Origin of the sequence: Streptomyces sp. NPDC014623, from assembly GCF_043088245.1 — a bacterium.
Taxonomy (GTDB): Bacteria; Actinomycetota; Actinomycetes; order Streptomycetales; family Streptomycetaceae; genus Streptomyces.
Genome location: NZ_JBIBZU010000017.1, coordinates 139,157 through 159,079, shown reverse-complemented (window position 1 = coordinate 159,079; position 19,923 = coordinate 139,157). Strand labels below are relative to the sequence as shown.

Genomic DNA, 19,923 nt, shown 5'->3' with positions numbered 1-19,923 from the left:
GAGATCCGGTGACTAGTTTCCGGGGAATGACCCATGACTACCTGATCATCGGTGCGGGGCCCGCCGGACTGCAGCTTGCCGCCCTGCTGGAGCGGGACGGCGCGGACTACGTCGTTCTGGAGCGCGGCAGCGGTCCGGGGACGTTCTTCACGCGGTTCCCCCGGCACCGGTATCTGATCTCGAACAACAAAGTGCACACGGGTTATGACGATCCGGAGCTGCGGCTGCGGATGGACTGGAACTCCCTGCTGAGCGACGACCCGGAGCTGCTGTTCACCCGGTACAGTCCCCGCTACTTCCCGCCGGCCGACGACCTCGTACGCTACCTGTCGGACTTCGCCTCCCGGACCGGGGTGCGCGTGCGGTACGAGACCGCCGTCGAGAAGGTCTCCCGCGACGCCGACGGGTTCACCGTCACCGACCACACCGGAAAGGCGTGGCGGACACGGCATCTGGTGGTCGCCACCGGACTGCCCGTGCCGAACCTGCCGTCGGTCCCGGGTGTCGAACTGGCCGAACGCTACGACACGATCGACACCGATCCGGAGTCCTTCACCGATCAGCGGGTGCTCATCATCGGCCGGGGCAATTCGGCTTTCGAGACGGCCGAGAACCTGATGGAGACCGCGGCGGTCATCCACGTCGTCGGCTCGGGCTCGCTGAAGATGGCCTGGCGGACGCACTATGTGGGGCACCTGCGCGCGGTCTACAACAACTTCCTGGACAGCTACCAGCTGAAGTCGCAGAACGCCCTCCTCGACGGCCGGGTGCTCGCCATCAGGCGTGAGCCGGACGGCTTCCACGTACCGGTCGCCTTCGAGCGGGTCGACGAAGTGGTCAAGGAGATCCGCTACGACCGGGTGATCGTCGCGACCGGTTTCCGGTTCGACGGCTCGATCTTCGACGACACCTGCGCACCGGACCTGATGATCAACGGCCGTTTCCCGGCGTTGACACCTCTCGGTGAGTCCGTCAACGTGCCCGGCCTGTACTTCGCGGGAACCCTGATGCAGGGCCGTGACTTCGGGAAGGCCACGACCGGCTTCATCCACGGCTTCCGCTACGCGGTGCGCGCACTGCACCGCGGGCTGCGGCAGCGCCACGACGGCGTCCCCTGGCCGACGGCGGTGCTCGGGGACGCCACGGAACGGGCCGTCGACGCGGTGATCAGCCGCGTCAACCGGTCCTCCGCGCTGTGGCAGCAGTTCGCCGTCCTCGGCGACCTGCTGCTGCTCGCCCCGGACGGCACGCTGCGCTACGCCGAGGAGGTCCCCGTCGCGCACGTGCCGGGCGCCGTACGCGCCGGTGACTTCGGTGAGGTGGACGCGTACGCGGTGATCACTCTGGAGTACGGGGAGGACCACGACCGGGTGGACCCCTTCGACGTCTCCGCGGGCCGCAAGTCCCAGCAGGACGCGTCGGGCCTGGACGGCCGCTATCTGCATCCGGTCGTCCGCTGGTACCGGGACGGCGAGTTCGTCGCCGATCACCACCTCACCGAGAGCCTGGAGAACGAGTGGGACAGTGAGGAGTTCCACCGCTCCCCGCTGGCCGCCTTCCTCACCGCCCAGCGCGGCCCGGCCGCCCCGGTGACGCCGTGACGATCCGCGGACTGCACGACAGCGCACGGAAGTTGATGGACCCCGTCTTCTACGACTACGTGGCGGGAGGCGCGGGCGAAGAACGTGTCCTCGCCGACAACGAGCGGGCCTTCGGCCGGTACACGCTGCTGCCGAGGGTGCTGAGCGGCAGCGAGGCGCGGGACACCGCCGTCGATCTGCCGGGCGCCCGGCACGCGGCGCCGGTGATCGTCGCACCGACCGCCTTCCACCGGCTGGTGCATCCGGGCGGCGAGCGCGCCACGGCCCGCGCCGCCGCGGCCGAGGGCGTCGTGCTGGTGACGGGGACGGCCGCGACCACCGCGGTCCTCGACGTCGTCACCGCGGCGCGAGAAGCGGCCCCGGACCCGGCCGTGTGGTTCCAGCTGTACCTGCACCCCCGCAGAGAGGTCACCACCGCCCTCGTCCGGCGCGCCGAGGACGCGGGCTGCACGGCACTGGTGGTCACCGTCGACTCGCCGGTGTTCGGCCGCCGCACCAGAGACCTGCGCAACGGGTTCACCGACCTGCCGCCCGGTTACGCCGCGGAGAACATGCGCGACCTGCCCGGTGCCGGACCGGGTGCGCTGACCGCCATCCCCATGTCCCCCGCGGTCCGCTGGCCGGACTTCGACGAAGCCGTGCGCGGCACCTCACTTCCCGTACTGGTCAAAGGGGTTCTGCATCCGGCCGACGCACGGCTGGCCGTCGAGCACGGCGCGGCCGGGGTGATCGTGTCCAACCACGGGGGCCGCCAGTGCGACGCGGTCCCGGCGGCCGTGCACTGCCTGCCCGCGGTCATCGACGCGGTCGCGGGCCGGGTGCCGGTCCTGCTCGACGGCGGGGTGCGCCGGGGCAGCGACGTCGCGGTGGCGCTCGCTCTGGGCGCGAGCGCCGTCGGCGTCGGACGCCCCGTGGTGTGGGGCCTGGCCGTCGACGGGGAAGCGGGAGCACGGCGGGTCCTGGCGACACTGCGCGACGAGTACGACCACACGCTCGCCCTCTGCGGTGGGCGCAGGAACGCCGATCTGACGGCCGACATGGTCGTACGGAACGGTGAAGCGTGGTGAGGGGCCGGACGCAGACGGACGCGTGGTGGCTGCCGCGCGCCGTGGTGGCGCTGCGTGTGCGCATCTTCGAGAAGGTCAACGGCGACCGGGCGGTGACCCTGCCCAACGCCACCCACGGGCCGGAGGTGTTCGAGCGGGTCTACGCCCACCCTGCCGCGAACGGGCGGAGCGAGGGGGCCGGTCTGTCCGACCTGTTCTGGTACTGGCTGGCGCCGGGGCCCGAGGTGCACCAGGAACACCTGGAGCCCGGCGAGCGCTACGAGGACGTAGCCGCCACGACGCGGCGCATCCTCGCCGGGAACTCGGCCGATCTCACGGCGGCAGCGGCCCGCGCCGTCTCCGGTGCGCTGGACACACTGCCGGACACGCGGATCAGCCTCGTACGGCTGCGGGACCTGGTGATGCCCGCGTGGGCCGCGTTCTGCTACGAACTGGTCTTCCAGGAGCCGTGTCCGCCACGGGCCCGGCAGTTGATCACCGCTCACGCCGATGACGTGATCACCGCGTTGAAGTGCACCGGTCTTCGCCATCCGCGACGCCGGGCCCGGCTGACCGCCTATCTGCGGGACCGGGTCGCGGCCGGCCACGTACGGCACCGGCTGCCGGCCTCCCTCTCACTGCCGGAGCAGGTGCACTACCTGCAAGGGACCTTCTTCAACACGGCCGTGGTGCAGCTGTCCGAGGCGACCGCGCACGTCCTGCTCGCCCTCGCCCGCCACCCGGACGTGCAGCAGCGCCTTGCCGAAGACCCGGAGGACGTCCGGTACCTCACACAGGTGCTCGACGAGACGATGCGTCTGTACCCGCTCTTCGGCATAGCCCATCGCATCACCACGGGCGAGATACCGCTGGACGAAGAGACCGTGCTGCCGGGCGGTTCCGTGGTGTGTTTCAGCTATCCGGACTACCACGCCACAGGATACGAGCGCCCCGACGAGTTCGACCCGGACCGCTGGGAGGGCCTGGCCGCCAAGGACGTCCGCCACATCCCGTACGGCGTCGCGGCGAACCGTCCCTGCCCGGCGTGGCGGCTGTCACCGCTCGTGCTGCGTGCCGCGGTCCGGGAGGTGCTGGGCCGGTTCCAGTTGGACTCGACGGCTTCGCACACCCGCTCCAATCCACACCGGGCCCCCTGCCTGCTGATTCCGCGCGGTCTGCCCCCCGGGCCCCGCCGCCTGAGCGCGTTGCGGAGCTTCGTCCGGCTGCGGGACGGGGCGGAGGACGTCACCCGGGGCGTACGGCAGTTGGTCCTCGGCACGCTCATGGTCCTGCATGCCCGCAGGCTGCGTCCGGCGGCTCGGTACTTCGATCAGCGGTCCGGAGGCTGTCCGGTCGCTCACCTGGAAAGAGAGAACGGATGACTCCCGCCGAGTCCGGCTCCGTGTTCGCTCCGGCGGTCTCCGGGGTGGGGAATTGACCCAGCGCACACAGGCGGCATCGCTGATATCCCGGCCTGCTCTCTTCTGGGCCGGTGTCGCCCTCACGTGTGTCGGCGTCGGCCAGCACGTGTGGATGTTCGTCGACTCCGCGTCCATGGGATTCCACATGGCGATGATGGGGATGTCCGGGACGATGTGGGCCGCCATGGCCGCCATCGTCATGGGCGTGGTGATCTCCGGGTTCGCAGTCGTGCAGCCTCCCGGAGCGGATCCGGCGGCCGCCCCGGCTCCGGCAGGGACGCCCCCGGCGCACCGGCACCGCCTCATCGCCGTCCTGAGCTTCGCGCTGATGGTCGACCAGATGAAACCCGCCACTCTGGCGTTCATCCAGCCCGGCATGCGTGCCGAGTTCCACCTCAGCGCCGCTGAGATCTCCTGGCTGCCCACAGTGGCGCTGAGCGGCACGGTACTGGGTTCGCTCGTGGGGGGCCGGGCCGCGGACCGTATCGGGCGCAGGGCCACGATCCTCATCGCGTCCCTTCTCTTCCTCGGTACGACGGTGTGCGGCGCCATGCCGACCTTCAGCGGCATCCTGGTCATGTGCGCTCTGATGGGCATGGCAGCCGGAGGCATGCTGCCCGTCGTCTACGCCCTGATGACCGAGAGCCTGCCGCCCGGCCGGCGCGCGGCCATCATGGTGCTCCAAGCCGGGCTCACCACCACGGGCGGCTACATGGCGGCCGCCGGACTGGCCGCAGTGCTCATCCCACTGACCGGGTGGCGCGTGCTGTGGTTCGCCCAGCTCCCGCTGGTCCTGATCCTGATCGCGCTGAACCGGTGGATTCCGGAATCAGCGGCCTTCACCGCCCAGCAGTCACATCCCGTACGCGTCCCCGCCTCCACCCTGTTCAGACGTCCGCAGACAGCCAAGACGCTGGTCGTCAGCGGTTACGCACTCGCCTGGGGCCTCGTCTACTGGGGTTTCATCACCTTCCTGCCCAGCCAGCTGGAGGCCTCGGGCGAGGGGAGCATGTCCGCCGCCACGCTGCTGTTCATCTCGTCGCTGCTGTCCATCCCCACCTGCGTGGTGGCCGCATGGCTCTACATGCGCTGGTCGGCGAAGGGCACCATGGTCGTCTACGCGGCCCTCACCGTCGCGGCGCTGGTCACTCTGGCCTCCGTCGGGATGGAGGGCAGCCGGCCGGTCCTCCTGACCGCGGTGATACTGCTGTTCGCCGGAACCGCCGGGGTCATCGCGCTGATCGGTCCCTACACGGCCGAGATCTACCCCATGGCCATCCGGGGAACCGCCGGCGGCTGGGCAGCGGCCGTCGGCAAGTCCGGCGGAGCCTTCGGGCCCCCTCTCATCGCACTGGTCCTCTCCGCACCGGGAGGCATGCGCACCGCCGCGGTGCTCGTCGCGATCCCGACGGCCGTCGCCGGGGGCGCCGTCGCCCTCCGCGGGAGCAACCCGCGGGCGGCCGTCCGGCATCCCGAGGACGCCGCCCTGCTGGACGCCGAACTCGACGATCTGGTGCGCAGCAGAGCCGTTCCCACCGAGAGGACCACGAGGGCGACACCTGCGCCGGGCGGAGAGGGCGGCGCCGTGCCATGAGCAAGGGCGTCCGCGACGTCGCGTCCGTGCCCGGTCTCCTGTCACGCGGTGCCGCCCCGGTCGGCACTCCCTTCACGGACCGTGCCCCGTCCACGCGTGAAACGCGTGGACGGGGCACGGTCCGTGAAGGGGTCCGTCTCGCTAACCCCCGTTTAGAAGGCTCTGCTTGTCGGGTTTCCCGGCAGCCGTGAGCGGTACCTCGTCGATGAGGGTGAGCCGGGTGGGTGCGCAGGCCTCGCCCAGATCCGCTGTCACCAGTGCGCGCAGTTCCCCGAGGTCCGGGGTGTGACCGGCCGCGGGTACGACGAAGGCGTGGACGGCCTCGCCCGTACTGTCGTCGGGGACAGCGACGACGTACGCCTCGGCCACCGAGGGATGTACGGCGAGCAGTCGCTCGACGGGCCCGGCGTAGTACACGTTGGCGTTGACGATGATCACGTCCCGGATCCGTCCCGTGAGCCACAGCCGGCCCGACCCATCGAGACGACCGAGGTCGCGGGTGCGCACCCAGCCGTCGGAGAACACCTCGGCCGTGAGGGCGGGCTCCTGCCAGTAGCCGCAACTCTGGGCCGGGGTACGGACGAAGAGTTCACCGTCGGTGCCGTGCGGTAGCGGCTGGCCGGAGGCGTCACGGATCTCCAGTTCCACGGGCGGCACTCCGAGGGAACCGGCCGGCTCTCCCGGGGTGGCCATGGAGATCATGCCGGTCTCGGTCTGTCCGTAGCCGTGGAAGACGACCGGGCCGAGCACCTCGGCGGCCTCCCGCAGCCGTCCCGGCTCCAGCGGTGATCCCGACACCATCAGCGCGCGCAGGCCGCCGAGGTCCGCCGGCGACTCGCGCTGGGCGGCCACGAGTTTCGTCAGCCGGGCGACCGTGACGACACTCGCGGTCGCCCGGTGCCGCACCAGGGCACCGGGAAAGTCCGGCGGGTCGGCGGTGACGAGGGTGCCGCCGGCGGCCAGTGCCAGCAGCCCGTACTCCATCATCACCTGGCTGGCCAGGGTGCCGAACACCAGGAACCGGTCCAGGCGCCCGGCGAGTTCGCGGACGGCGGGCGGCCAGGCGGCCGGCCGGTGTGCCCAGCTCGCGGTCATCGCCGCGTAGGTCTGGGCGCACGCCTTGGGGAGGCCGGTGCTTCCGCTGGTGTGCAGGAGCCGGGCGACGTCGCCGGGCCGCGCCAGGACCCGGGGCCGGAGCCCGTCGTCCGGCGACGCCAGAAGGCCGTCGAGCGTGAGGACGAGCCCGTCCCTCCGGCTGCCGGAGCCGGCGGGCCGGTCGGCGACCGTCACCCCGGTGCCCCGCAGGAGGTGCTCCTGCTGACTTCCGGTCAGTCCGGGCCGCACGCCGACGACACGAGCCCCGACGACGTGGGCGGCGATGATCGCGGCGAACGCCCCGGGGCCGGCCCCCAGCAGCATGGCGACACCGTCGCCGGGCCCGACACCGTGCTGCCGCAGGCCGTTGACCGCGCGCCGTACCATGCCGAGGAGCCGGGCCCCCGAGATCTCCCGGCCGGCGTGCTCGAACACCGGCCGGTCACCTGCCGCGTCGAGGACGTCCAGTACGGCGCCGGGGAACTGCTCAGTCAAGGCACTCCTCCACGAAAGCGCCGAGCGGCTGCCGGTGGACCGCCGCGAGGTTCCATTCGTTCTCCAGGTTCTCCGCCAGGTGATGGGTCCCGGCGAGCACGCCGTCCCGGTAGTGGCGGACGACGGGATGGAGATACGTGGAGTCCATGGCGTGGTCCACGTCGTTCTCGACGACGCGCGGGACACCGACGTCGAACGGGTCGACCTGGTCGTGTGCGGGCCCGTACTCCAGGTCGACGACGAACCGGTGCGGGGCGGCCCCCAGACCGCCGTCGGTGACGTAGTCCAGCGGGACCTCCTCCTGGTACACGGCCAGGCCGCCGTCCACACCGACCACGTCGCCGAGGAACCCGAACTGCTGCCACAGGCCCGACGAGCGGTTGACGCGGTTGATGACGGCGTCGGCGATCGCCTCCGGCGTCGCGGTGAGCATACGGGCCGGCCAGGGGGTACCGAGATGGTGAGCGCCCAGGATGCGGTGCAGGGCACGAGTCGCGTAGCGGAAACCGTGGATGAAACCGTTGGTGGACTTCTTGAAGTCCCGCTGCTGCATCAGCGTGCCGGCGAAGTAGAGGTCCGGCACGTTGACCGACTCGAAGGACGAGGTCTGCTCGGGAAACCGGCCGTTGATGACGAGTGCGGGACGGCAGCTCTCGTCGAAGACGGACGCGTCGAAGCGGAAGCCGGTGCAGACGATGATCCGGTCGTAGTGCAGTTCACGCAGCGGTTCCGTGGTCCGCGCGTAGCGCAGCATCACCCGGAAGCCGCCGCTGTCGGACTTCTCGATGCTCTCCACGGTGCCGTCGAGCACCGCGTTCTGCGACTTGAGCTGGTAGGTGTCCAGGAAGTTGTTGTTCACCGCGCGCAGGTGCCCGAGATAGTGGGTCTTCCAGGCGAGTTTGACCGAGTGCGGGCCGACGACGTGGATCACCGCGGCCTTCTCCACGAGGCCGTCTGCGGTTTCGAAGGCGGAGTTCCCCTTGCCGATGACCAGCACCCGCCGGTCGGTGAAGGACACCGGGTCGGGATCGAAGGTGTCGTACCGCTCGGCGAGTTCGATGCCCGGGACGGGCGGCTCGTAGAGGCGGGAGACACCGGTCGCCATCACGAGCCGCTTGCCCTGCCAGGAGCGCCCGTCACCGTCGAGGACGGTGAACACGCCGTCCGCACGGGAGATCCGCACGGCCTCTGTCCCGTACTCGACGTGCACGCCGGTGCGGGCCGCGAAGTCGGCCAGGTAGCGCACCAGGTCGTCCGCCGGTGGGAAGTAGCGCTCGCTGTACCGGGTGAAGAGCAGCTCCGGGTCGTCGCTGAGCAGCGAGTTCCAGTCCATGCGCAGGCTGAGTTCCGGGTCCGTGAAACCCGTGTGCACCTTGTTCGTCGATATCAGCTGCCGATGGCGGGGGTACCGGGTGAAGAACGTCCCCGGTCCACTCCCCCGCTCCAGGACGACGTAGTCGCGCCCGTCGCGTTCCAGCAGAGAGGCAAGTTGAAGTCCGGCCGGTCCGGCCCCGATGATGAGATAGTCGCGCACCATGGGCCGGACGGTAGTGAGGCGAAATCAGAGAACTCTGAGATTCGGTGGCCCCACCACCCTGCCGAACTCCTGACCGCTCCGGACGGGCCGTCCGCCGCGACGGCCCACCGGGCTCCGCGGTGGCAAGGGCTACGGCTACGGCCACCTGCGCCGGTGGCCCCGGGCCCGCAACACCACCCCGCGCATCGCGCGCAGGGGCATGGAGTCCTCCCAGCGGCTGGGCCGGCACCGTCGGACCGTGGAACGAACGGTGGCACGGCTCGCCGGACGCCCGGGCTGCGCGGACGGCCCGGACCCAGACCACCACCGGACACCACATCGGCCTGAACGCCGACCCCTTCGACCGGCTGCCGTACTCCCGACGCGACCAGCGCCGCCGACGGCTCTGACGCACCCGCGCCCCGGCCCGCGATACCCACTCATCGGCGACCACGACATCCAGCAGATCCACCGCGCGCTCCGCATCGCACCGGGCCCTCGATGCCCTCCGGTGCCCCCGGTCATCGAGGTGACGGCCCAGGCCCACCGGAACGCCCCGTCGACGCCTTGACGGCCCTCGGGTTCACCGCCCCGGCACTTGGGTGGGCCATCAGCGTATCGGCACTCACACAGGCCGAAGCACCGGTAACGCCGGTTGCCAGGCGTTGCGGCGTTGTCGGCCTGTGGTGAGGTCTCGCCGGGGCCCTGGTGCGCGGGGTGGCGGCCGGGCAGGCTAGTTTGCCCGGATGAGTCTCCTTGATGATGTGGCCGAGCGTGACGGCTGGCGGTGCTGGGTGTGTGACGAAGCGGTCGACCCCGACGAGTCGGTGAACGACCCGCGGGGACCCAGCGTCGACAGCCGGACCGCCGACCGGAAGGCCAAGGTCGCCGAACGGCTCGCGCACCGCGGATGCAACACCCGCAAAGGCGCGGTCAAGGTGGTCATCGCCTGGCCGGACCACCTGTACGTGGTGGAACCCGCGCCGCTGATCACCGTTGCCGGGAGACTGGAGCGCAAGGGGGGCCGCGAGATGGTGGGCCGCTGCCCGACCAGGCGGGACGCCCAGGAGGCGGCGGACTGGCTGGTGGACCGGTTCTCCCGGCTGGTCCCGGGGCTGCCGGTGACCGCTGGCATCGAGCCGGGTGGCGGCCAGTTCCTCGTCATCCTGACCACCGGCCGCCGCTGACCACCACCCACGCACACTCGCATCGAGCTGAACCGTCGGCCCATGTCCTTACCTGGAAGCGACAGGGCCCTCAGCCCCTTGGGAGCGCCGGGTTCAGGCCGAGCCGGTCAAGCCGGGCCTCGCTCCGGCGGGCCCGCCCACCACAGTGAGCAGGTCCACGACGAAGATCAGCGTCGAGCCCGCCGGGATCGACGGAGAGGGTGACTGCCTGCCGTACCCCAGACGCGGGGGAACGATGATCTCGCGCCGGCCGCCGGCCTTCATTCCCCTTACCCCCCGGTCCCAGCCCTTGATGACCTTGCCTCCGCCCACGGCGAACTTGAACGGCCGGCCCCGCTCCCAGGAGGAGTCGAACTCCCTTCCGGACGCGAACACGACCCCTGCATAGTGAACCTGGACGACCCTGCCCGGCTGCGCCTCGGGGCCATCTCCCACCACGAGGTCCCGGATCGTCAGCTCGGTGGGCGCGACACCTTCCGGCACCTCGATCGCGGGCTTCGTCGGTTCGCTCATCACGGTCCCCTCGCTCGCCACCGGAATCCCTCGCACGGGCCGACCGGGCACATGGGCATTCCATGCGGCAGGCGATCACGCTACGGCAATGCCCGTGCTCCAGGGTGCACCCCGGCCCCCGGAGGCGGATCAAGGACCGATCGGTGCGCGCCCCGGAGTGACCGCGTAGGCACCTGCCCGCCGGACGCGATCCGGGCGGATATCGTCCGCCGACGGCGGAGTGCAGGCGGTTTCCACTACAGGGGAGTCGTCATGACAAGACTGTCTCATCAGCCGGCTGTCAGGAAGAGTCGCCAGGTCCGCGGCGGTGTCCGCGCCGGCCACCCGGATCGATCCCGCGTCGGGCTCAGCAGCCACAAGCTGCGGGACCAGCGTGGTCTTGCCGGCACCGCGCGTTTCCCACGCTGCCGCGAGACTGTCGCCCGGCTCGGACTTACGCGGGACGGAAACGAACGCGCTGCCGGGCAGATCAAGGAAGTCCGGGCTTGTGACCCGGGGGCAGAGCGCGCGTTTCCTGGGCGTCACGCCCTCAGGGGGTGGCTGTCGTGGTCCTCAGCGGTCCGGGCCCTGTGGCCATCGACCGGTTCCGGTCCGAGGCCGTGGTCACGGAACCGGCCGCTGTGCCGGCCAGCAGCCCCACATCGGAGCCGCTTCGCGATTGACGAGCCGTACACGGCCGCAAGAGGTCACCGCCTGACGAATCCGTCAGGCGGTGTTCCCGGCACGCCCTGAAGCAAGCAGCTGCGTCTCCCAGCCGAAGGCGACGCCGGTGGCGCCCCCGTACTGGAGCAGGACTTCGGTCATGCCCGGGAAGGTCTTCTCCCGGGCCCAGTCACGCTGCCACTCCCCCGCGACGGCCTGCCAGGTGATCGGCACCACGCCCGCCTGAACCATGCGATGCACGGCCATCTCATGAGCTTCCTTCGAGGCACCGCCCGAGGCGTCGGTGACAACGAACACCTCGAAGCCCTCACCCGCCGCCTGTATCGCCGGCATCGCGACACAGATCTCCGTCCACAGACCGGCGATGATCAGCTTCTTGCGGCCGGTCGCCTTGACGGCTTCGGTGACACGCTCGTCCTCCCAGGTGTTGATGAACGTGCGGTCGATCGGCTTCTGTTCCGGGAACACATCCTGCAGCCCTTTGATGACGTAGCCGCCACGCTCCTCCAACACGGTCGTCAGGATGGTCGGGACGTCGAACACCTTGGCGGCCCTGGCGAGCCCGACGACGTTGTTCACGATCATCGTGGGCTCGTGGCTGTTCAGGTTGGCGAACTGAAACGGCTGGTGGTCGATCAGGACGACGACGCTCTCCTCGGGCGTCAGCAGTGCCTGCAGTCCGGACTTCGTTTCCTTGCTCATGGAATCCCTTTCCGGGTGCTTGTCTTCGCGTGCTCGGGGTGCTCGGACGGGCACCGTCGCTCTCGGTGCCGGAATACGGCCGTACGCGTCCACGCAGGCGGCCTCGAGACCGAGTCGGCCAGCCACCGCGCCGAAACGGTCGGCATCGCATCCCGGACAGGCTCCGCTTCCGCGGTCACACGGTCACGGCAGCGAGGCCGGTCGGCTCGACCAAGTGGTTGACACGTCATCCACATTAGCAGCGACAGTGGACGTGTCAACTAGTTGTTCGGCGGCTGGAGTTCACCCTGTTCGCGGCCCCGCGAACGCGCTCGGGGAGGCATGCCTGGTCCGCCGGATGACGGAGCCGTGGGTCACGCCGTCCTCGGCGATCACCGGGAGACGGCCGCCCCGGGGTCCTGTCGCCCCGGACGCGGTGGGCTCTGCCTCGCCGAGGCTCGCCTCGGCACCCCTGCACGCAGATGACTGACAGACGGCCTCGTTAAACTGCCCCCATGGACGCACCGCCGCGCTGGCTCGTCGGGGAAGAGAAAGCCGCCTGGGACAACTTCATCCGCATGCAGGAGAAGCTCATCGGACGGTTGTCCCGCCACGTCCAGTCCGACTCCGGAATGTCCGCATCCGACTACGTCGTGCTCGCCGGACTCACCGAAAGGGGCGGCGGGCGGATGCGCTTGCTGGATCTGGCCAAACTCGTGGAGTGGGAGAAGAGCCGAATGTCCCACCAGGTCACGCGGATGGCGAAACGCGGACTCCTGGCCAGAGAGGAATGCCCCGACGACGGACGCGGCGCGTTCATCGTCGCCACCCCGGCCGGCTACAAGGCGATCGAAGAAGCCGCGGGCCATCACGTCGAGCACGTCCGCCGACTGTTCATCGAGGCCCTGACACCAGGTCAGCTCAAGGCACTCGCCCGCATCTCCGAGCACGTCCTGGAGCACATGGAGAAGCAGCCGGACTGACCGGGCGGGGGGACGCGGCTCAAGCCCGGCGAGGCGAGGCACGGACCACGCCCGCGCAGCGCTCCGGCAACGAAGACGACCGGGGCCTACGGGACGCCGGGCCGTCGGACTTGGGAGCGTCGGGTCGGGGATCCGTCCATCGAGTGGCTCTTCCGGGATTTTCACAGACGGTTGCTTTGCGCGCGTCGACTGTCCGGGCCTCTCTGGACATCACCGGCCGGGGCCGTCGTACGTACTGCTCCGACTCTCCCCCGCCGCCCCCCTGCTACCGAAGCCATACGGCCGAGCCGCTGCTCCAGGGCAAGTGTCATTCGAGCGTCAAGAATGCTGGACCAAGGTCCTGAAACCCTCTTCCATTAATCGCATGCGTAGTGAGACCGCAGGTCAGGCAGCTTCGGATGGACGATTCGTCCGCTCGAGCCGCTGCCCTTCGGGAAACAGGTCGAGCGCCACCGACCACGTCCGGCCGCCCAGGAGAATCCGCAGCTCAGAGACTCTTTGAGGCAGGTTCCAGAATCGCCACGCACTCCACGTGCGAGATCATGGGAGACAGGCGAACGGCCCAGAGGGGAGCCTCCCCTACCCTCGAAGGGGGGGCGAAGCTCAGTGGCCGACGGACTGGCGGGCAGCGGTGCGCACCACTCAGTTGGCGCGGCCGGGCTTCCCCCTACAGCCTCATCCAGCAGCTCACTAGCCGAAGAAGCTCAACCGCACCCGCCGGTCCGCATTGTCGACGTTCGTGTCCACCAACCTCCGTTGAGGCGACCTCAGCCTACTGAGGTTGAACTCGGGATGCCGGTCTGCTGGTCAGGCGGGTCGGATGGCCAGGCCCGTCATCGCTGGTCCTCCCAGCCATGCGCGGCCGGCCCCTTGGCCAGCTCCGCCTCAGCTGAGCGAACTGCTGATCATTCAGCCCTGGCAGAGACGCCGGCCCCGCTCGACCGGCCGTGCCGGTACTGCCGTGGGCCGCTCACCGCCTCCACCCGGGCGGATCCTGCCATCCCGCGGGCGGCTCCTTTCACGGTGAGAAGACCGGAAGGTCGTCACGGTGTCAGCGGCCGGCGTCGTACCCGGAGATGCCGACGGCACGGCAGCCGTGGCCGCCCCGTTCGGGCAGGCGTCGGCGCCCATTGGGCGGTGGGCCGGATGCCGGGGTGGGCGAGTACGCGAAGGACCCCGGCGCTTACGCGCCGGGGCCCTGATGAGAGGGGTACGCCGATCCGGAACGGCGTACCGCCGGCTGGGTTTCGGCGGTCCGCCGTCCTTCTCTAAACGAGCGTCATAGCGTAGATCTCGACGCGGGAGTCGTCCGGCAGCGAGACCGAACGGACCGTCTTGCCCCCATCGAGCCCGGCGGCCGTACCGAAGAGCCGAATGGACGGCCCGTCGACACCGCTGCCCCGCTTGATGCGGTGCGGCATGTCGAGGACGACCGTGCTGCCGTTCGGCGCGGAGCCCGCCCAGTCGCCGAACGTCACCGGTGCCTCCGTGCTGCTGCCGTCCGTGTAGTGCACGGTCAGTGTGGTGGTCACAGGACCGTTGTGCGCCGAGCCGACCAGCCGCAGCGCACTGTGCTGTCCGGCGGGCAGCAGGAGTGCCTGCCCGCCTGCTTCGAGGAAGTTGCTCGCCGTGCCGGTGGGGTCCGGCGCGTCGTACGTCACCCCGTCCCAGGTGACCGGCCCCGCCTTGGGCAGCAGGTCGCCGTCATAGCTCCAGCCATGCCCGTCGAAGTCACCCTCGTCGGAGTTCGCCACCGTGGCCGTGCCGTCGTGGCCGAGGTCTGCGCGCAGGTCCACTGCGCACTGCCCGTTCGCCTCACTCGCGCAGGTCGTGGCGGCTCCCACCGTGACGGTGGCCTTGCGGGTGACCGAGTTCGTCCCTCGGCCCGCGACCTTCACCTCCACCGGGTAGGACCCGGCCGCGACGCCCGGGGGCACGGTGATGTCGAGCGACACCTTCTTCTGGACCGGGAGGTGACCGGAATCGATCACCAGTGGTGAACGCTGTGCCGTCGTGGCCTTCCAGCCGCTGGGCACCTTCGCCGTGACCGACACGTTCAGCTTGCCGGGAGCCTGCCCGAGGACGTCCAGCGTGAACTTCGCGGTCTGTGCGGCGTCACCCGTGGGGACGACCGCCGAGGCGGGACGCAGCGACGCGTCGACGTGCTTGCGGCTGTCGGGGGATGCCTGGTTGACGGAAGGCGGCTGGGCACCCTTGCCCGTGCCCCAGGAGGAGGGGGAGGTCCCGAGCCGGTGGGCAAGGGTTCCGCCGTGCGCGAGCTTGTTCCAGCTCAGCCAGGTCTGGGGTACGTCCCGGCCGTTCAGGGCCACGCTCTGCACGTACCGCTTCGTGTCGCTCGCTCCGGGTGCTTCGATCGTCAGCGTGCCGCCCTGGCCCTTGGTGCCGGACGCCTTGGGATAGCTGCCGATCCGGACGGTCGCCGATTCGAACTGCGGGCTGGACACGGCCAGGAAGTCGCCGCCGCTCATCGTCGGGTAGAGGCCGAGGGAGGAGAAGACGTACCAGGCCGACATGGTGCCCAGGTCGTCGTTGCCCGTCATCCCGTCCGGCCCGTTGGTGAACAGCGTCATCGCCGCACGCACCACGGTCGCGGTCTTCGCCGGGGCGCCGACCCAGTTGTACATGTACGGGGCGTGCAGGTCCGGCTCGTTGTTCGGGTTGTACGTCGGCTTGCCGTAGTAGTCGTACGGCTGCGAGATCCAGTCATTCCGGGCGGTGCCCGCCGGGTCGGTGAGCAGCTTGTCGTGGACGAAGAAGGAGTCGAGCCGCTTCTCGGTGGCGCTCCGGCCGCCCATCAGGCTGACAAGGCCGGCCGGGTCCTGCGGTACCAGCCACTGGTACTGGTACGCGCCGCCCTCATGGAACTGGTGCGCCGCCTCGACCGGGTCGTAGGGCGTGAGCCAGGTGCCGTCGGCCGTCCGCGGCCGGAACTGCTGGATCGAGGAGTCCCACAGGTTCCGGTACCACTGCCCGCGCGCGGCGAACATCTTGGCGTCCGACTTGTGTCCGAGCCGGCCGGCCATCAGCGCAAGCGACGCATCGGCGGCGGAGTACTCCATCGTCGCCGACGCCGGGTGCTTGCAGTCGTTGTCGCCGCCCTTGTCCGCGCAGTCCTTGCCGAGCTCGAGACCTGACGGGATGTAGCCGCGCTCGGTGTAGTGGTCCGATCCCGAGCGTCCGTTGTACGGCGAGTCGGCGGGCGGGGTGCTGGTCGCGTTCTTCTTCAGCAACGCGTAGGTCTCTGCCTCGTGTCCGGCGAGCAGACCCTTTGACCAGGCCTCTACGAGAAAGGGCGTGACCGGGTCACCGGTCATGATGTTGGTCTCGCTGTTGGCGAGCGCCCAGCGGGGCAGCCAGCCGCCGTCCCGGCCGGCCGCGACGACCGACAGCGCGACGTCCCGGGCGACCTTCGGCTCCAGCATCTGCAGAAGCTGGTTCTGCGGCCGGTAGGTGTCCCAGAGCGAGAAGTTCTGATACGGCGTGTAGTCCTTTGCCGTGTGCGTCTTGTTGTCGAACCCCTGGTACATGCCGTCGACGTCACCGGCGAGGTTCGGGTGCAACTGGCTGTGGTAAAGCGCGGTGTAGAAGGCCTTCTGCCGGTCCGCCGCGCCTCCGCCGACCCGGATGGAATCCAGCTGCTTCTTCCAGGTGTCCCGCAACGCCGCACGCGTGGCGTCGAAGTCGAAGGACTCCTTGGTCTCCGCGGCCAGGTTCTTACGGGCGCCCTCCACACCGGTGTAGGACAGCCCCACCTTCAGGACGGCGTCCCGGTCGGTGGTCGCGTCGAAGGTCACCCAGGCGCCGTTCTGGCCGCCTCCCTCCGCGTCGCGGGTACCGGGCTCGGGGTCTGCGCCGTCCCACGTGCCGTAGGCCTTGAAGGGCCGGTCGAAGGTGGCGCTGAAATACACCGTGTGCTCGTCGTGTCCGGCACAGAAGCCCCCGGCGTGCACCCGGCCCTCGATGGTGCGGTCACCGACGACGTGCACCTCGGAGTCCAGCACGGACTGGTTGGCCTTGCCCGTGTTGAACAGGACGTTGGCCGAACCGGTGGAGGGGAAGGTGTAGCGCTGCCACCCGGTGCGCTCGGTGGCGGTGAGTTCCGCGTCGACGTCGTACTTCTTCAGCCCCACCCGGTAGTAGCCGGGACTGGCCTGCTCGTCGTCGTGGCTGTACGGGGAGCGGTAGGTGTTCGGGTCCACGGAGTCGACCGCACCCGTGGTCGGCATGATGGGCAGCTCGCCCATGACGCCGCAGCCGACGCCGGACAGGTGCGTCTGGCTGAATCCGTAGATCGAGTCCTGCTTGTAGTCGTAGCCGCCCTGGCCGCCGGTGTCCGGACTGACCTGGACCATGCCGAACGGCGCGCTCGCCCCGGGGAAGGTGTTGCCGAAGTTCTGGGTTCCGACGAACGGATTGACCAGATCGATCGGTTCCGCGCCCGCGGCGGCGGCGGGCTCGGCGATGCCGGCCACTCCCCCACTCACGAGTACGGCGGCCATCAGACCGGCTGTTATACCGGAAGCACGGGGACGGAACGGTCTGAAAGCAAACCGCATGGGGTATTTCCCTTCGAGTCCTGCTCAACTGACAACGTTGTCACTCTGTTCGTTCGCACCATAATCCCCGGCCGCCCCGGATGTCACTGGGTGAGCGGGGGCAAATTCTGACGCGCTGCATCGATTCTCCAGAGTGGGGCGTCGACAAGCGACCTGCCTGCCCTGGCGCGCGGCCTGCGGGGCGGATGCGCCACCCAACGGCACACGGAGACGGGCGTAACCCTCGCGGCCGGAGAGGAACCGCGCGACGGCTTGGGCCTGTACCTCGTCGGGCACGTCGAGGTACAGGGTGGGATGGAATCCCCAGGCCCGGAGCGCCAACCGGTAGCCGCTGGCGAGGGGAACAATCACGTGACACCCGAGATCCGGCTCCGCCGGCTGCTGAACGCGCATCGGACGTGTCGATGAAGTTCCCGCCCGCTCCGACGTAGCGGTCGAGAAGGGCGAAAGAGGTCTTCTCGTCGGTGAGCGAACCGAGCAGCATCGCGCCGAGCGCGAGCACGCTCACCTCACGCCGGTGGGCAGGGTCGGTGCCTATGGTGCGGTATTTCATGGTTGCCCTCCCCTTCGGCCCTGTAGTCCGGGCTCGATGGGGAGTCTGCATTTTGAAGTGCACTCCAGGTCAAGCGTTCCGGGGCTCCCCAGGGACGGAATCCCCGGGCGCCCCGGCGGCGGACGTCAGCCCACTGCCGGCAATGGCCTGACAAAGGTCAGGCCCAGGCATTGTCGGTCAACACGCGTTCGATGCGGGTGATGCCGAGTTCCTCGCGGATGACATCCTCCCCAGGCGCACATCGCCGCGCAGCACTGCTCATCCAGCCCTGCCCAGAGCTGGGCCTCCCTCACTTGGTGCGGCCGGACATCACTCCTGCAGTGACGGCAGACGCAGCCCTACCCGAAAAATGACAGACGGACCTGACGGTTCGCATTGTCGCGATTTGTATCCACCAGGCAGACGGACTGCCAGGTCCCCAGCTCCAGCCTCCCCCCGATCACCGGCAAGGTGGCGTGCGGTGGGACCAGGGCCGGGAGTACGTGGTCGCGGCCGTGGCCCGGGGTCCCGTGACGGTGGCGCCAGCGGTCGTCGGCGGGGAGCAGGGCCTGCAGGGCGGTGAGGAGGTCGTCGTCGCTGCCGGCTCCGGTCTCCAGGATCGCGATCCCTGCGGTCGCGTGAGGGACGAAGACGTTGAGCAGGCCGTCTCCGCCATGAGCGACCCGGGTGAGGAACTGTTCGCAGTCCGCTGTCAGGTCCGTGACCGTCTCGGTCCGTCCGGTGGTGACACTCAGCAGATGTGTGGTGAAGGAGGACATGGGCCCATTCTGTCGTCGCCAGGAGAGATCGCGCACCGGGAAGATCCAGGAGGCGGACACGGTTGGTAGAAACGTGAACAACTTCGGGATCCGTGAGCTGGACGTGGTCGTCATCGGTGCCGGGCAGGCCGGGCTGTCCGCCGCCTATCACCTGCGGCGCGCCGGTCTCGAGCCCGACCGGGACTTCGTCGTACTCGATCACGCACCCCGGCCCGGCGGTGCCTGGCAGTTCCGGTGGCCGTCGCTCACCTACGGCAAGGTGCACGGCATGCACTCCCTGCCCGGCATGGAGCTCACGGGCGCCGACGACAGCCGCCCTTCGTCCGAGGTGATCGGTGCGTACTTCGACGCCTACGAGCACCGCTTCGGTCTGCGGGTGCACCGTCCGGTCGAGGTGAGCGCCGTGCGCGAGGGTGAGAACGGCCGGCTGTTCGTCGAGACCTCCGAGGGTACGTACGCCCCGCGCGCGCTGATCAACGCCACCGGCACCTGGGACCGGCCGTTCTGGCCGCGCTACCCGGGTCAGGAGACGTTCCAGGGGCGGCAGTTGCACACTGCGAACTATCCGGGCCCGGCTGAGTTCGCCGGCCTGCGGGTGGTCGTGGTCGGCGGCGGCGCGTCCGGCACCCAGCACCTGATGGAGATCGCCGAAGGGGCCGCGGAGACGTACTGGGTGACGCGGCGCCCCCCGGTGTTCCGGGAAGGTCCGTTCGACGAGGAGCAGGGGCGGACCGCTGTGGCCATGGTGGAGGAGCGCGTACGCCGCGGGCTTGCACCGCAGAGCGTGGTGAGCGTGACCGGGCTGCCGCTCAACGACGCCGTCCGGGCCGCCCGCGCGCGGGGAGTCCTCGACCGGCTTCCCATGTTCGAGCGGATCACGCCGACCGGGGTGATCTGGCCCGACGGCCGCGCGGTCGAGGCTGACGCGATCCTGTGGGCGACGGGCTTCCGGGCCGCCGTCGATCATCTGGCACCGCTGGGACTCCGCGAGCCGGGTGGTGGCATCCGTGTCGAGGACACCCGGGCGGTGCGGGACGCGCGGGTCCATCTCGTCGGATATGGCCCGTCCGCCAGCACGATCGGCGCCAACCGGGCGGGGCGGGCAGCGGTGCGTTCGGTCACGCGGCTGCTGGAGAGCGTGGCGGCCTGACCGGTCGTTGCGCGGGAGCCTGTATCCGGGGAGTTCCACCCCGCGCAGGACTTTCGTGGGCGGCGATCATGCCGCATCCCGGGCCGCTCC

General features: G+C 69.9%; 13 protein-coding genes and 2 pseudogenes. 8 read left to right on the top strand and 7 right to left on the bottom strand.

Annotated elements, in window-relative coordinates; translation table 11 throughout:
- The first annotated feature begins 26 nt into the window (after positions 1 to 26).
- The 4 genes from ACF1FZ_RS25820 to ACF1FZ_RS25805 are packed head-to-tail and all read left to right on the top strand — an operon-like array spanning position 27 to position 5,662.
- A complete protein-coding gene (locus tag ACF1FZ_RS25820; RefSeq protein WP_391775781.1) occupies positions 27 to 1,601 on the top strand; it encodes an NAD(P)-binding domain-containing protein in 1,575 nt (524 codons plus the stop codon).
- Positions 1,598 to 2,668 carry an alpha-hydroxy acid oxidase gene (locus tag ACF1FZ_RS25815; RefSeq protein WP_391775780.1) on the top strand — a complete coding sequence of 357 codons (1,071 nt, stop codon included), beginning with the start codon at positions 1,598 to 1,600 and terminating at the stop codon, positions 2,666 to 2,668. The genes ACF1FZ_RS25820 and ACF1FZ_RS25815 overlap by 4 nt, the downstream gene beginning before the upstream one ends.
- Entirely contained in the window at positions 2,662 to 4,029 is a 1,368-nt protein-coding gene (locus ACF1FZ_RS25810) for a cytochrome P450 (RefSeq protein ID WP_391775779.1), read from the top strand. Before ACF1FZ_RS25815 ends, ACF1FZ_RS25810 begins: the two co-directional genes overlap by 7 nt.
- Before the next feature lie 52 nt (positions 4,030 to 4,081).
- Complete coding sequence (locus ACF1FZ_RS25805; protein WP_391775778.1) at positions 4,082 to 5,662, top strand: MFS transporter; 1,581 nt, start codon at positions 4,082 to 4,084, stop codon at positions 5,660 to 5,662.
- A 141-nt stretch (positions 5,663 to 5,803) separates the two neighbouring features.
- Here ACF1FZ_RS25805 and ACF1FZ_RS25800 read toward each other — a convergent pair whose 3' ends face one another.
- Entirely contained in the window at positions 5,804 to 7,252 is a 1,449-nt protein-coding gene (locus ACF1FZ_RS25800; RefSeq protein WP_391775777.1) for a class I adenylate-forming enzyme family protein, read from the bottom strand.
- Positions 7,245 to 8,789 (bottom strand): NAD(P)-binding domain-containing protein, encoded by a 1,545-nt coding sequence (locus ACF1FZ_RS25795; protein WP_391775776.1) that lies wholly within the window; start codon positions 8,787 to 8,789, stop codon positions 7,245 to 7,247. The genes ACF1FZ_RS25800 and ACF1FZ_RS25795 overlap by 8 nt, the downstream gene beginning before the upstream one ends.
- Positions 8,790 to 8,868: 79 nt before the next feature.
- On the opposite strand from ACF1FZ_RS25795, the pseudogene ACF1FZ_RS25790 reads away from it, so the two are divergent.
- Together ACF1FZ_RS25790 and ACF1FZ_RS25785 are read left to right on the top strand one after the other, a co-directional pair.
- Positions 8,869 to 9,054 (top strand): annotated as a pseudogene (locus tag ACF1FZ_RS25790) (IS5/IS1182 family transposase); the annotation flags it as partial.
- Positions 9,055 to 9,514: 460 nt separating this feature from the next.
- On the top strand, positions 9,515 to 9,955 hold the full coding sequence (locus ACF1FZ_RS25785; protein ID WP_391775775.1) for a hypothetical protein: 441 nt from the start codon (positions 9,515 to 9,517) through the stop codon (positions 9,953 to 9,955).
- Positions 9,956 to 10,048: 93 nt separating this feature from the next.
- Here ACF1FZ_RS25785 and ACF1FZ_RS25780 read toward each other — a convergent pair whose 3' ends face one another.
- A complete protein-coding gene (locus tag ACF1FZ_RS25780; protein WP_391775774.1) occupies positions 10,049 to 10,468 on the bottom strand; it encodes an FKBP-type peptidyl-prolyl cis-trans isomerase in 420 nt (139 codons plus the stop codon).
- A gap of 705 nt (positions 10,469 to 11,173) precedes the next feature.
- Positions 11,174 to 11,833: a hydrolase gene (locus tag ACF1FZ_RS25775; protein WP_391775773.1), complete on the bottom strand. Its 660-nt coding sequence runs from the start codon at positions 11,831 to 11,833 to the stop codon at positions 11,174 to 11,176.
- A 494-nt stretch (positions 11,834 to 12,327) separates the two neighbouring features.
- Between ACF1FZ_RS25775 and ACF1FZ_RS25770 the strand changes: the two genes are divergently transcribed.
- On the top strand, positions 12,328 to 12,795 hold the full coding sequence (locus ACF1FZ_RS25770) for a MarR family winged helix-turn-helix transcriptional regulator (RefSeq protein ID WP_391775772.1): 468 nt from the start codon (positions 12,328 to 12,330) through the stop codon (positions 12,793 to 12,795).
- Positions 12,796 to 14,063: 1,268 nt separating this feature from the next.
- Here the strand turns inward: ACF1FZ_RS25770 and ACF1FZ_RS25765 are convergent.
- From ACF1FZ_RS25765 to ACF1FZ_RS25755, 3 genes and pseudogenes are all read right to left on the bottom strand, one after another.
- Positions 14,064 to 17,315, bottom strand: coding sequence for a GH92 family glycosyl hydrolase (locus ACF1FZ_RS25765; protein ID WP_391775771.1), 3,252 nt, complete (start codon positions 17,313 to 17,315; stop codon positions 14,064 to 14,066).
- Positions 17,316 to 17,730: 415 nt separating this feature from the next.
- Positions 17,731 to 17,925 (bottom strand): annotated as a pseudogene (locus ACF1FZ_RS25760) (aldo/keto reductase); the annotation flags it as partial.
- Positions 17,926 to 18,263: 338 nt separating this feature from the next.
- The gene (locus tag ACF1FZ_RS25755; protein WP_391775770.1) at positions 18,264 to 18,683 is read right to left on the bottom strand and encodes a YjbQ family protein; all 420 of its coding nucleotides are present in this window, start codon (positions 18,681 to 18,683) and stop codon (positions 18,264 to 18,266) included.
- Between the two features lie 73 nt (positions 18,684 to 18,756).
- Between ACF1FZ_RS25755 and ACF1FZ_RS25750 the strand changes: the two genes are divergently transcribed.
- Positions 18,757 to 19,833 (top strand): FAD-dependent oxidoreductase, encoded by a 1,077-nt coding sequence (locus tag ACF1FZ_RS25750; protein WP_391775769.1) that lies wholly within the window; start codon positions 18,757 to 18,759, stop codon positions 19,831 to 19,833.
- Positions 19,834 to 19,923 lie beyond the last annotated feature (90 nt).